Origin of the sequence: uncultured Roseobacter sp. (assembly GCF_947492555.1) — a bacterium.
GTDB lineage: Bacteria > Pseudomonadota > Alphaproteobacteria > Rhodobacterales > Rhodobacteraceae > Roseobacter.
In genome coordinates, this window is sequence record NZ_CANLNE010000001.1 from 520985 (window position 1) to 533468 (window position 12484).

General features: G+C 58.8%; 11 protein-coding genes and 1 riboswitch. Of the genes, 7 read left to right on the plus strand and 4 right to left on the minus strand.

Going from position 1 to position 12484, the window contains the following annotated elements:
- Window positions 1-8: 8 nt before the first annotated feature.
- The 6 genes from Q1A07_RS02415 to Q1A07_RS02440 all read left to right on the plus strand — a co-directional run bounded on the left by Q1A07_RS02415 (window position 9) and on the right by Q1A07_RS02440 (window position 5374).
- A complete protein-coding gene (locus Q1A07_RS02415; RefSeq protein ID WP_299777488.1) occupies window positions 9-422 on the plus strand; it encodes a hypothetical protein in 414 nt (137 codons plus the stop codon).
- Complete coding sequence (locus Q1A07_RS02420) at window positions 419-1273, plus strand: ABC transporter ATP-binding protein (RefSeq protein ID WP_299777490.1); 855 nt, start codon at window positions 419-421, stop codon at window positions 1271-1273. Before Q1A07_RS02415 ends, Q1A07_RS02420 begins: the two co-directional genes overlap by 4 nt.
- Window positions 1270-2010 carry an ABC transporter ATP-binding protein gene (locus Q1A07_RS02425; protein WP_299777491.1) on the plus strand — a complete coding sequence of 247 codons (741 nt, stop codon included), beginning with the start codon at window positions 1270-1272 and terminating at the stop codon, window positions 2008-2010. The genes Q1A07_RS02420 and Q1A07_RS02425 overlap by 4 nt, the downstream gene beginning before the upstream one ends.
- Window positions 2011-2208: 198 nt before the next feature.
- Window positions 2209-3624: a sulfotransferase family 2 domain-containing protein gene (locus tag Q1A07_RS02430; protein WP_299777493.1), complete on the plus strand. Its 1416-nt coding sequence runs from the start codon at window positions 2209-2211 to the stop codon at window positions 3622-3624.
- An 11-nt stretch (window positions 3625-3635) separates the two neighbouring features.
- Window positions 3636-4538, plus strand: a complete 903-nt coding sequence (locus tag Q1A07_RS02435) for a hypothetical protein (RefSeq protein ID WP_299777494.1) — start codon at window positions 3636-3638, stop codon at window positions 4536-4538.
- On the plus strand, window positions 4535-5374 hold the full coding sequence (locus Q1A07_RS02440) for a sulfotransferase (RefSeq protein WP_299777496.1): 840 nt from the start codon (window positions 4535-4537) through the stop codon (window positions 5372-5374). The genes Q1A07_RS02435 and Q1A07_RS02440 overlap by 4 nt, the downstream gene beginning before the upstream one ends.
- A 52-nt stretch (window positions 5375-5426) precedes the next feature.
- On the opposite strand, the gene Q1A07_RS02445 is transcribed toward Q1A07_RS02440, so the two are convergent.
- The 4 genes from Q1A07_RS02445 to Q1A07_RS02460 are packed head-to-tail and all read right to left on the minus strand — an operon-like array spanning window position 5427 to window position 8613.
- On the minus strand, window positions 5427-6452 hold the full coding sequence (locus Q1A07_RS02445) for an iron ABC transporter permease (RefSeq protein WP_299779119.1): 1026 nt from the start codon (window positions 6450-6452) through the stop codon (window positions 5427-5429).
- A gap of 27 nt (window positions 6453-6479) precedes the next feature.
- The gene (locus Q1A07_RS02450) at window positions 6480-7415 is read right to left on the minus strand and encodes an ABC transporter substrate-binding protein (protein WP_299777498.1); all 936 of its coding nucleotides are present in this window, start codon (window positions 7413-7415) and stop codon (window positions 6480-6482) included.
- 11 nt (window positions 7416-7426) lie between these two features.
- Complete coding sequence (locus Q1A07_RS02455) at window positions 7427-8209, minus strand: ABC transporter ATP-binding protein (protein ID WP_299777500.1); 783 nt, start codon at window positions 8207-8209, stop codon at window positions 7427-7429.
- A complete protein-coding gene (locus Q1A07_RS02460; RefSeq protein WP_299777502.1) occupies window positions 8206-8613 on the minus strand; it encodes a DUF1636 domain-containing protein in 408 nt (135 codons plus the stop codon). The genes Q1A07_RS02455 and Q1A07_RS02460 overlap by 4 nt, the downstream gene beginning before the upstream one ends.
- A gap of 117 nt (window positions 8614-8730) precedes the next feature.
- Window positions 8731-8952: riboswitch (cobalamin riboswitch) on the minus strand.
- A 307-nt stretch (window positions 8953-9259) separates the two neighbouring features.
- Here Q1A07_RS02460 and Q1A07_RS02465 point away from each other — a divergent pair.
- Window positions 9260-12439, plus strand: coding sequence for an Ig-like domain-containing protein (locus tag Q1A07_RS02465; RefSeq protein ID WP_299777504.1), 3180 nt, complete (start codon window positions 9260-9262; stop codon window positions 12437-12439).
- Window positions 12440-12484: the final 45 nt, after the last annotated feature.

A 12484-nucleotide genomic window follows, 5' to 3' on the forward strand; every position in this document is an offset into this window, starting at 1 on the left:
TTGCGGTTTTGGCCGGTGTTCTTTTTGCCGTTCAGCAGATTTCATTCGCGGATGGCTTAAGCAAAAGGGATCAGGCGAAATTCGCTGCGGACCTGATCTCCAAGGGATCTGAAGCACATATGATCGAGTCGATGGCCAACATCGTAAGGCTGGAAAAATCACCACGCGTGGCCGGACTGGCATCCTTTGATGTCCTGGTTGAGATGACGCCCATTACCGAACTGATGATACAATGGGCGATCTGCTATGACGAGCGCCTGTGCAACCGTCGCATCGCGCTTGATCACGCCTGCCCAATTGCCGTCTACGCCGAGACCGCAGCAGAGGGTGTATTCAAAAAGTATGACATCCCTTTCGATATTTCTGAAAGGCGCATCCGCAAATTTGAATTCTGGGATAAATGTATGGAACGTGCGACGTGAGTTTGCTGGACGTCAAAAACCTCTGGGTCAAATTCCCGTCACGTCATGGCGTTTTCGATGCCGTGCGCGGGGTGTCCTTTACACTGGGCCGCGAACGTCTCGGGATCGTGGGCGAAAGCGGGTCGGGTAAATCCATGACCGGGCGCGCCATTCTGCGCCTGATCCGGCCGCCGGGCATAGTCGAGGCGGATCACATCAACCTTGAAGGGGTCGATCTGCTGCAGAAGTCCGAAAAGGACATGCGCGCCGTGCGCGGAGAGCGCATCAGCATGGTCATGCAGGACCCCAAGTTCTCGCTGAACCCCGTGATGACCATCGGCGATCAGATCATCGAAGCCTACCGGCTGCACAGTTCCGCCAGCAAGGCGGAGGCCTATACGAAGTCGCTGGAAATGCTGGAGGCGGTGTCGATCCGCGGTCCCGAGCGCGTGATGCGCGCCTACCCGCACGAGATGTCGGGCGGCATGGGGCAGCGCATCATGATCGCCATGATGCTGATCCCCAACCCCGAGATCCTGATCGCGGATGAGCCGACAAGCGCCCTGGATGTCTCGGTGCAACGGCAGGTGCTCGACATCATGGACAAGCTGGTGAGGGAGCGCGGCATGGGCCTGATCTTCATCAGCCATGACCTCAATCTGGTTGCCGATTTCTGTGACCGGGTGCTGATCATGTATGCGGGCCGGATTGTCGAGGTCTGCGACGCGGACAAGCTGCACGACGCGCAACACCCCTATACCCGCGGGCTGCTGAATTCCCTGCCCCGGTTGGATGCGCCGCGCGACCGGCTTGAGGTGCTCAAGCGTGATCCGGCCTGGTCGGACGCGGAAAGTGTGAGTGGCCGCATATGACGATGCTGGATGTGAATGGGATGAACGTTTGGTTTGGCAAGAACCGCGACCGGGTTGATGCAGTCAAAGGGGCCAGTTTTCAAGTTGGTACAGGAGAGAGCTTTGGCCTTGTCGGCGAAAGTGGATCGGGGAAATCCACCATTCTGCGCGCGATCACCGGGCTGGCGCCGGACTGGTCCGGCATCATTACCGTCGATGGCACGCCCATCGGCAAAAAACGTCCGCGCGGGTTTTTCAAAACTGTTCAGATGGTGTTCCAGGACCCCTATGCCTCGCTGCACCCGCGTCACTCCGTCGACCAGGTACTGGGGGAAACCCTGCATCTGCACGGGTTTGACGATATCGACGGCCGCGTTGCGAAACTGCTCGACGATGTGGGGTTGGGGCAGAAATTCCGCTTTCGCTATCCGCACCAGCTGTCGGGGGGGCAGCGTCAGCGGGTCGCCATCGCCCGCGCATTGGCGCCCGAGCCTACGTTGCTGCTGCTGGACGAGCCGACATCGGCGCTGGATGTCTCGGTGCAGGCAGAAATCCTGAACCTGCTGGCCGATCTTCGGGCGGATCGGGGATTGACCTACCTGATGGTGTCTCATGACCTCTCTGTCGTCGGTCACATGTGCGATCGGCTGGCGGTCATGCGAAACGGTGAGATTGTTGAGATACTAGATGTGGATGCCCTGCGCGCCTCCAATGCCGCACATCCCTACTCACAACAGCTGCTGCAAGCGTCACTCTAGACACACATCCGGGAAATCTCTGCCCGAAAGCGGCAGTCGGTACGAGTTGCTGGACCCTCGTTTGCCTGTTGACGCCGGCAATTCCTGCGGCTGCACTCTACGACAAATTAAGATGCCAAGATGCTTTGGTCTTTGCGGGTCATCAAAATGGCAGTAAGAGGAATAGTCTTTCCACTGAAAGAAGACATAAGCGACACGATGACCAATTTTATACTGCGAGACCCCAAGGTTGTCTTTGTCCATCTACCGAAGACTGGTGGGAAAACCGTTCGCAGTGCACTGGGCGACAGTGTCGAAAACCGGTTCTTCGGTCATATTCCCGACGAATACGCGCAGCTTCTCCGATTTGCGATCATCCGTGATCCGAAAACGCGGTTTTTGTCAGCCTTTCGCATGTTCAAGTATGGCAATGCGCTGGATGGGGACGGTTACGCGGAGCCGCGGTGGCCGGATTTGACCATTTCAACCGCATTGGACGTGCTGGATGACCCGTGGATCGGCTTTGATCGCAGCCACCGCACGCTGACATGGAACCTCAAACACCACATCTTGCCTCAAACACACCCGTTCAATTGTCTCGCGGAGGCGCAGCACATACTCCGGTTTGAAAATCTGCAGGCTGATTTTGATCAGTTATGTGCGCAGCTCGATGTTCCGTCCAAAGTCATAGAACTGCCCGAGCCGATCAATCAGCAACAGAATGAAGGTGTCTGGGGAACAGAAGACGAAGCGCGTTTTCTGAAAATATTTCAGCAAGATTACAAGGCGTTAGATTACTCTCCCGATGGGCAGTCTTCCCGCGCTTCTGCAACCAGTGCCACGGTGATCAAACCAGCGAGGGCACTGCCAACGGTGTACAAGCTTTGGTCCGCATATTTCTCAGACCGGTCAATACTGATGGACGCGGCCACAGAAGCGTTGCCGAAGGCCGATTGTCCGTTGGAACCGTTTGTGGATGAGATCATCCCCGGACAACCGGAAAGAACCTGGGCCCGCCGCGCCGATGATCTGATGGTCCATTTCCACAAACTGCAGCCGGAGTTTGCCGGTGCGTCTCGCCTTGCGCACCTGCTGGCCTGCACAATCGTCGTGCTGCGCCGCGATCCAAAGTGCAAAACTGCAGCCACCCTCTTCTGGAGGATACTGGACGAGCAGTTTGACGTGATCCGCTCGGAATTGTCCTTGCGGTGGCTTGTGTCGATTGCCGACACCCTTGCGGATTTTGGTCGGGATACCGAGGAACGCGCAATCGGGCTGAGCGCAAGTATCTTTGCCAACACCAGCAAACTCTACGAAAGTGAACGCATGGTCTTTCTGCCCAAGAGACCCTGGCCACCGAAGAAAAGAATGGCCAGGGGCGGCGCATTGTTCGATGGCCTGATCACCTACTGGACCGAAAAGGGTGATTTGATCACCAACATGATCAAGCGCTCGGCGAAGATCGCGGATTTGTCACCGACTGCTGGCAAGGTCCTGATGGAAGTTGTTGAACGATTGCAAAAAGGTCCGACGGTCTACAGACGATTTGCTCTTATTCGCGGTCAGCCCCCTGTGCCTTTGCTGAGGAAAGAGGATAGAGAAGAAATGCGGCGCATGATGATGAGCAAGCTGTGAGCAGTGATTAAATGGTGACGACCTACGACTACCGCATGGTTTTGGGGCCACATTCTCCTGTGCCAATGCCCCTGCAAAGACTACTGGCCGCCAATCGAACGCTCCTTCATGATGTTGGTACCGAGTTTCCGAAGGTACAGATGCATCGTAAAACCATGGCCAACACACTTGGCCTGCTCACAGATGGAATGCCAGACCAGACCGCGCATGAGAATTATCTGAAAATGGTGCTGGAGCACAAAGACAGCGGATGCATCGTTTACAGTTATGGCGCATTTCTGAGTAGCCGCAAAAATGCCCTCCGGGCCGGGGTGCTTTACCCCAGTCTGGAAAAAAAGATCGCACCGTTGCGGCGCCTTACAGACGGGCAGCGGGTGACCGTTTTCTTGTGCTTGCAACATTTTACGCAGTTTATCGAATTGGAATTGAAACGCAGTCCTCATCTGCGGCATCTGGTCGACTCCTATCCGCACAGTCTCGACTTTTCCTGGGTGCATTTTGTTTGCCGTATGAGAGCAGCTTGGCCAGAAGCTCTTTTTGTCATTTTGGACGCCGAAAATCTGGCCGTGAACTGGGCTGCGACGGTTGCTCTGATTACCGGGCATCCTGATACTCATACGTTTAAGAATATTGAGGAATTCCCTGTCTCCTGCTTGGCGGAGAACGGTAGGGCCTCCTATCTTCAGGCTCTCAAGGCCTCCCCGCCACAGACGGTACCAGAATGGACAGCGATCACATCACGGTTCTTCTCGGAATACGGGTCGCACGTACCTATCATCCGGAAGGTCATCGCCAGCCCCTGGAGCAGCAATCAGATTGAGCATTCGAAACAGAAATACGAGGCTGATCTGGTCAACCTGAGAGCTTTGGACAACGTGATCATGTCCAGCGACGTGGAGTGGGCAGAGCAATGAATGCAGGCCGAAAGCCCGACATCGTCTGCATCGGCGCACAGAAAGCCGGAACTTCGTGGTTCCACGAGACGCTTGCCACGCGATCCGATATCTGGGTGCCGCCGTTCAAAGAACTGCACTTCTTTGACCACAAGTTCATAGAGGAATGCCGCCGATGGGCACCTTGGCACGTCAAGAAGGGGCTGAAGGCAGCACGAGAACGTCACGTGTCCGGTGTCGCTCCTCAGGACGATGCGTATCTTGCCTATCTGGAGCGTTTGGCGACACGCCCGATCCTCAATGGGACGTGGTACAAATACGTTTTCTCGCGGGCGGGCAATGACCAGAAATGCCTCGACGTGACGCCCGAATACTCCTGCATTCCAGAAACCGGCGTGGATTTCTTCAAACGCTTTCTGCCGGACGCAAGATTGATCTTCATCGTCAGGAATCCTCTGGAGCGGCTCAAATCGCAACTGAGGATGATGGCCCACAGGAAGAACAAGGCGCAGTTAACGGATACGGAATGGACTGCAATTCTGGAGATGCCAGCATTGAGCACCAGGGGTGACTACCTGCAGAACATTCCACGCTGGGACGACCGTTTTTCGGAGGATCAATTGCTGTACCTGCCGTTCGGCCAGATCAAAAAAGACCCGACCGGCCTGTTGAGAACGGTTGAAAGCCACTGCGGTTTGCCCCCCAGCGAATACAAAAACGCGGACCGGCGGGTGCACCAGACCGAACCCCTGCATATTCCGAATTTCGTTCTGGATCATGTGGAAAGAAATGTAAGCCTGCAAAACCGGTTTATCGAAGATCGCTTTGGACGCACCTTCTTCATGAACACCACCTAGACGCGAAAGCGGTTCGTATCAGTCACACCCGGTTCGAGGCCAATTGCCAAATCTATCCTCTGGCACGTCGCAGCAGCCAGACAAAAAACAGCCCGCCGATCAACCCGGTGACGATACCGATGGGCATGTCTTCAGGTGCCATGACCGTACGCGCCAATATGTCGGCCCAGAGCAGAAAGATCGCACCGAAAAGCGCTGAGAGCGGCAGGACACGCGCATAGTCTCCGCCAACGATCAGGCGCACGATATGCGGAACCATGAGGCCCACAAATCCGATGATGCCGGAAAAGGCAACCATGACGCCAGTGATCAATGCGCCCACGACAAAGACCATGAGGCGAAACCGTGCAACCGGAATGCCGAGTGTCGAGGCGGTTTCATCCCCGATGGTCATCGCATTCAGGTTACCGGCATTGCGCCAGAGGTATGCACCGCAGATCGCAAATACCGCGAGCGGGTAAATCAGCTGGCCCCACTGCGCGAGCCCGAGCCCGCCCAGCATCCAGAAGACAACCGTATGGGTCGCCCTCGGGTCGCCCAGAAAGATCAGCACGTTGGCCGCTGACATGACGATGAAACTGACCGCAACACCCGCGAGGATCAGCCGGTCGGCGCTCGTGGCGGTTGCGAATTGCGACACGGCGAGCACCAGCAGTGTCGCACCCAACGCGCCGAGAAAAGCCAGAACCGGCACCGTCAGCAGCCCGATGAACATGCCCGTATGGAGCAGGGCAAGGATAGCACCAAAGGCACCACCAGCCGAGATACCCAACAAATGCGGATCGGCCAGCGGGTTGCGCGTAACCGCCTGCAGGGAGGCACCGACCATGGCCAACCCGCCCCCCACCAAACACGCCAGCAACGCGCGCGGAAAGCGGATGTCCCAGATGATCGCTTCCCGCCCCGGCGACCAGTCAGCGATCACCGCGCCCGGCAACAGCTTGTTGGCCAGAACACCCCAAACGGTGTGCAGAGGTACCCGAATGGCGCCAACACTGACAGCCCAGGACAGTGACAGCGCCAGCACCCCGACGCCAATCGATAGACCAAGCGGAAAGCTCAACCTGCGTGCGGTAATCGATGGGTCTTTCACCGCCACGCGCGCCTAATTCGCGCGGAAGGCGGCAGCCAGCTTCTTGACCGCCTTGATATTGCGCGGCCCCGGTGTCGCCTCGACATATTCCAGCACCACGAACCGGTCATTCCTGACAGCATCGAGATCGGCAAAGGCCGGATTTTGCATCATGAAGGCTCGTTTCTGATCCGCTGTCACGGTGCCGTAGTTCACGATCACAACGATTTCGGGGTTTCTGTCCACAACCGCTTCCCAGCCAATGGTCGCCCAGCTCTTCTCCAGATCATCCATGATGTTACGCCCCCCTGCCGCTTCGATGAGAGCGTTGGGCATGGCATAGCGCCCGGCTGTAAAAGGGGCATCCTCGCCACTGTCGTAAACAAACACGCGTGGCGGCGTTTCCAGTGCGGGCTGCGCGGCCAGAAAGCTGTCAAGGTCCGCCTGGTAGCCCCCGATCAATGCCTCTGCCCGGTCACTGACACCGAAAATCGCGCCGAGATTGCGCAGATCATTGTACATATCCGCCATGCTGGCAGCGTCTTTTTCACCGATGTGAATACAGCTTTCAGTCAGCTCGTAGACGTCGATGCCAAAGGGGGCCAAGGTCTCCGGGGTGACCTCACCACCGACTTTCATGCCATAGTTCCACCCGGCAAAGAAGAAATCCGCATCCGCCCCGATCAGAACTTCCTTGGAGGGGTATTTCGCCGAGAGTTCAGGCAGTTGTGAGACCCCTTCCCGCATCTCCTCGTCCAGCGTTTTCCACCCGGAGATACCGGTGTAGCCGACCATTTTGTCAGCCAAGCCCAGAACCAGCATCATTTCCGTTAGGTTGACGTCGTTGGAGATGGCAGCCTTGGGCGGCGCATCGAAGACGACAGTACGGTTGCAGCTTTGCACGACAGTCTGCGCGAAGGCAGCAGTGGCCGCGAGGGAGAACGCAACAGTAGTAAAGAGAAGCCTCATGACGATGCCTTTCAGACGGGGAGGTGGAAAGAGAAGTGCCGGTTGTTGCTGGGAAAAAGCTGTTCCTGACGGGCATCCACGGAGAAAGCGCCGGAAATCAGCCTTTCGGTCAGCACCTCGCTGGGGGCGCCGAAACCCATGCAACGTCCGCCTTGCAGCAACAGAACATCGTCGCAGACGCCCGCAGCGACATTGAGATCGTGCAGCGAGACCACGATGGTCAGATCCAGCTTGCGGATCAGCGCCAGCACCTCCAACTGGTGCCGGATATCGAGGTGGTTGGTGGGCTCATCGAGGATTAGCAGGCGTGGCTCCTGTGCCAGTGCCCGCGCAACCATCACCCGCTGCCGCTCGCCCCCGGACAACGTACCGAAATCGCGGTGTGCCAGGGGGGCAAGATCGAGCGTCGCCAGGGCCTTTGCCACGATTTCCGTATCCAACGCGCCTGATGTCGAATAGCCAAGCCGGTGCGGCGTGCGACCCAGCATCACGATCTCCTGCGCGGTCATGCCAAAACCGGAGGGCTGCTCTTGCAGAACGGCTGCGGTTTGACGCGCGGCGGCGCGCGGCGGCATGGACCAGATATCCTGACCATCGATTTCAACCACGCCCGACAGCGGCGCGTGGTACCTGTAGAGCAAGCGCAGCAGCGTGGACTTGCCCGCCCCATTGGGCCCGACCACTCCCAGTATCCGACCGGGTTTGACGTGAAAGCTGGTCTGGTGCAGCACCCGCGGCGCGCGTTTGGATGGCGCCCAACTCACGTCACGTACCGCAAGGTCAGCCGCCGTCATGAGACACGCTCCACCGTGTCTTCCAACGCGATGATCGCGGCGGGGACACGCGCCAGGGTACTGGTGCGCAGTTTGCCGGGACGCTCCGAGGAAGAAGACCAGCCATCGTGCAGATGCGCGTACTGCTGGGTAAAGGCAACCAGATCAATAATGTCGTCTTCAGCCGTCATGTCGCCAAAGAGATAGGTCGCTTTGCGTGTGCTGTGAAACGCCACTGTGCAGGGCCTGTCGCAACCCGCCATGCAAGCCACACCAGAGATCTCGAACGTCTCCGGTATCGCATCACCCGCCGCCGCAATGGCAGCCCGCAATCGTGCGATCAGCTCATAGCCCGGCTGGCAATTGGTGCCCGTGCGCCGACATGAGGTGCATACTGTAATTCTATGAGATGTCTGTCTGTCCATTTCGCCCTCCGCGAAGCAGCGGGGCGTCAGGCAGACATGTACTTTTAAACGGAAGACACCGTAGAACCATCATGATCTCCTAACCGGACACCCCGTCCGGGTTGAGTTGCAGGCAGTGCCGATGGCACCGTTGATGGCAGGTCTCCTGACTTGCGGGTCGCAGCTTACCCGATCCTTCCCGAGCCCATGGCCCAGTGGTGATCTTCGGGGTCGCTCGCCGCTTACAGTTGCGGGGGCAGTTACGGATTTGGCACCAAATGGCGAACCTCACCGTATTCCCTTTTCATTCCGGTATTTGGTGCCGCTAGGCATCCGGAAACCATCTGCCACGTGTGTCATTGATTCTGCCGTCTGGGTCAAGCGCCCTCTTCGATGGGCGGCACGGGATCCTGCGATTTGGGCGCTAGGGTCCGCCCGCGCGGGACCGACGCCAACAGCCACTGTGCGACATCTTGACCGTGGAAGCCGCGACCGCTGTCCGACCGGGTGATCTGCACCTAAATACCTCCCCAATCCGTCAAATAGGACTTCACGCGCCGGTGAAAATCAGACACAAGAGCGGCAGATGCAAAGCATCGACAATCAATCATTTTGAGTACCCAGCAGCGCGCTAGGCTCTCTCGCTTTTTTCAAAGGGGGTGGCCGAATGGCACGCATATCTACACGAACAACGAACGGGATTCTGGTTGCGGATCAACGCAAGGATCAGGTGCTGCTGTTGCAGGATCTGGACGGGGACGGCACGGCAAGCGGCGCGGACGAGACAACGGTCTTTTTCGACGCCACGAATGCCAGCGGTCTCGACACACCGACCAATAACGTCTTCACCGTGCATCAGGCCGAAGACAAGTCCGTTTATGTCGGAGACGGCACCAGCGATGCGATCTACCGCCTGACGGACGAAAACGGCGATGGCGATACGCAGGATGCAGGCGAGGCCGCCCTGTGGTTTTCCGCCGAGAACGCGGGTGGGTTGTCGACGATCACACCCAATGGCATCGCCGAAGGGGCGGATGGGGCGATCTACATTGCCAACGCCGGTACAACCTCGACCCCGCAGGACGCAATTTACCGCACCGTCGATCTGAACGGGGATGGCGATGCGAATGACGACGGCGAAGCAACCGTCTGGCTCGATCTCCAGACGATTATCGACACCTCCGTGCCCTTCGATCTGAGCTTTGACGGCAATGTCGCTTATCTGAATGACCTGACGGGTGCGGCCACGGATGTGATCTACCGGATCGAGGACCTCAACGGAGACGGCACCATTCAGACCGATGAGGTCACCAATTTCATCTCGGACGACATGAGTTTCGGCGCACCGGTCGATATCTCCAGTGCGGTCGGGGTGGATGGCGCGCTCTACACACTCACGTGGTTCCCGGAAGGCGACGAGGTTCTCAAGATCTACCGCCTGAATGACTTCGACGGGTCGGGTCAGATCGATCAGGTCTACGAGGCCACGGAAGTCTGGAACGCAAACATGATGCCCGATGGCATCGCCGCCGAGATCGGCTTCTCCCTGGCCGCCGACAAGGACGGCGGGCTGATCCTGACCGCGAACAGCTTTGGCGGGGACGGCAATGTGGTCAAGCTGACCAACCTCAACGGCGACGGCGATTTCTTTGATGCAGGCGAAACCGCGATCTTCGGCTCAGACCAATATGACGGCCAGCTGATCCGCCCACGCGCGGTCGAGGCTTATGAGGGCGAGACGCAGATGGTGGCCAGCACCGTGGGCGCGGGAAATCACTTCTCGGTCTTCCTGCAGGATGGTGTGCTCTATAGCGCCGGTGAGAACGTCGTCAGCCAGTTGGGCAACGGCAGCATTGGTTTCGACGTCAAGGCACCGCTGGCCGTGGAACTGCCTGAGGGGTTTGACAGCACGATCAAATCCGTCTCTGCTGGCATGCTTCACACGACTTTCCTGACAGAGGATGGCGATGTCTATGCCTTCGGCTTCAACAACCGTGGCCCGCTGGGTCTGGGCGATGAAGAAAGCCGCCAATCAGCCGTGAAAATCAAGGCGCTGGATGACGTCGAAATCACCGGCATCGAGAATGGCAACGGCGTGTCCTATGCCGTCTCTGCGGACGGGACCCTCTATGCCTGGGGCAGCAACACCAACGGCCAGTTGGGCACGGGCGACCAGGACGAGCGTCTGGTGCCGACGGCGGTCGAGGCCCTGTCCGGGGAAACCGTTGTGGGCGTGACCTCCGGCACCTCCCACACCCTTGCGCTGACGGCAGACGGGCAGGTCTATGCCTTTGGCAGCAATACCGACAACCAAGTGGATGGCAGCGATGACCGCCGGGTGATTGAGCCCGTACTGGTCGATGGCCTGCCCGACGACATCGTGGGTGTCACGGCGGATGGCAAGACCTCCTTCGCGATCACCTCCGACGGTCGCGTCTTTGGCTGGGGGCAAAGCGACACGGGGCAATTGCTGCAGGGCACCGACAACGGCGATGGCACTTTTACCGCCGATCCGTCGGATGTTGCAGTGCCCGTTGAACTGATCGGCCTGCCGGAAGGGGTGATCGACGTTAAAGGCGGGGCCCGCTGGGCCGTGGCGCTGACCGAGGACGGCGATGTCTATGCCTGGGGGCCGAATGACGAGGGCCCGACAGGCGGTCTCGACGGCGATCCGGCAGCGGAAAGCGATGTCAGCTTCCTGCCCACCAAGATCGCCGAACTCGACGACGTGAACATCGTGGAAATCCAGACAGGCCCCAACTCGATCATCGCGGTCAGCGACACAGGTGCCGTCTTCACCTGGGGCTCGAATTCGGACGGGCGTCTGGGCTATGTCTCCGACGGGTCGGTCTACACGCCGCAGGAGGTTGATTTCGACGCGAACCCTGCCCCCTTCCTCAAATCCGCAACGCCCTCCGATAACGGGCGGGATGTGGAAAACGATGCGGCCCTGACCCTGACCTTCACCGAAGAGGTTGCGGCAGGCGAAGGCGCCCTCACGCTGGTAAACCGCGACACCGGGGAGCGCATCGGGATCGACGTCACCGATGACAGGCTTGTCAGCTTTGACGGGGATACGGTGACGATCACGCCACCCTCTCATCTGCAGACGGATGCGCGGTATGCGGTGGAGATCGAGGACGGGGCCTTTGTGGACAGCGAAGGTCAGGGCTTTGAAGGGATCGAGGAAGGCGACAGCTCGACGTTCAACTTCACCACCTCCGAAGAAGCCGCGGCCTCCGAGGATCGCTATCGCGGCACCTTCCGCGACGATCTGCTGCGTGGCGGGGCTGATGACGACCGCATCAACGGCCGTTCCGGTGATGATCTGATCTCGGGTGGTGAAGGCGACGACCGCGTGAACGGAAATTGGGGGGATGACAACCTGCGCGGCGATGCGGGCCGGGATCGCCTCAGCGGCGGTTGGGGCAAGGATACGCTGGACGGCGGCGCGGATAACGACGTGCTGAAGGGTGGTTGGTCGAATGACGTGCTGCTGGGCGGTGACGGCGACGACCGGCTGAACGGCGGGGTCGGCAACGACCTGCTGGACGGCGGTGCCGGGGATGACCTGATGAAGGGGGGCCGCGGTGTCGATACGTTTGTTTTCAATGGTGGGGACGACGTGATCCAGGACTTCGACGCCGGGTTTGACTGGTGGTTCTTCAGCCGCCCCTCCGATCAGGTTGTGATTGACGTCGATGGCATCGACAGCTTCGAAGACCTGATCGCCGGCGCAAGCCAGTCAGGGCGCGCAGTGACCTTTCAGTTCAGCGAGGACGACAGTCTGACCCTGCGCAATACCGATCTGAACGCGCTTGACGCGGATATGTTCAGCTTCGTTTGAGACATTGGGCGGGGGCTGGCAGTGCCGGCCCCCGCCCTTTTCAAT

Coding starts and splice junctions, on each gene's coding strand:
- Q1A07_RS02425 (WP_299777491.1), top strand. CDS start 1,270: ATGACGATGCTGGATGTGAATGGGATGAACGTTTGGTTTGGCAAGAAC.
- Q1A07_RS02430 (WP_299777493.1), top strand. CDS start 2,209: ATGACCAATTTTATACTGCGAGACCCCAAGGTTGTCTTTGTCCATCTA.
- Q1A07_RS02435 (WP_299777494.1), top strand. CDS start 3,636: ATGGTGACGACCTACGACTACCGCATGGTTTTGGGGCCACATTCTCCT.
- Q1A07_RS02440 (WP_299777496.1), top strand. CDS start 4,535: ATGAATGCAGGCCGAAAGCCCGACATCGTCTGCATCGGCGCACAGAAA.
- Q1A07_RS02450 (WP_299777498.1), bottom strand. CDS start 7,415: ATGAGGCTTCTCTTTACTACTGTTGCGTTCTCCCTCGCGGCCACTGCT.
- Q1A07_RS02455 (WP_299777500.1), bottom strand. CDS start 8,209: ATGACGGCGGCTGACCTTGCGGTACGTGACGTGAGTTGGGCGCCATCC.
- Q1A07_RS02460 (WP_299777502.1), bottom strand. CDS start 8,613: ATGGACAGACAGACATCTCATAGAATTACAGTATGCACCTCATGTCGG.
- Q1A07_RS02465 (WP_299777504.1), top strand. CDS start 9,260: ATGGCACGCATATCTACACGAACAACGAACGGGATTCTGGTTGCGGAT.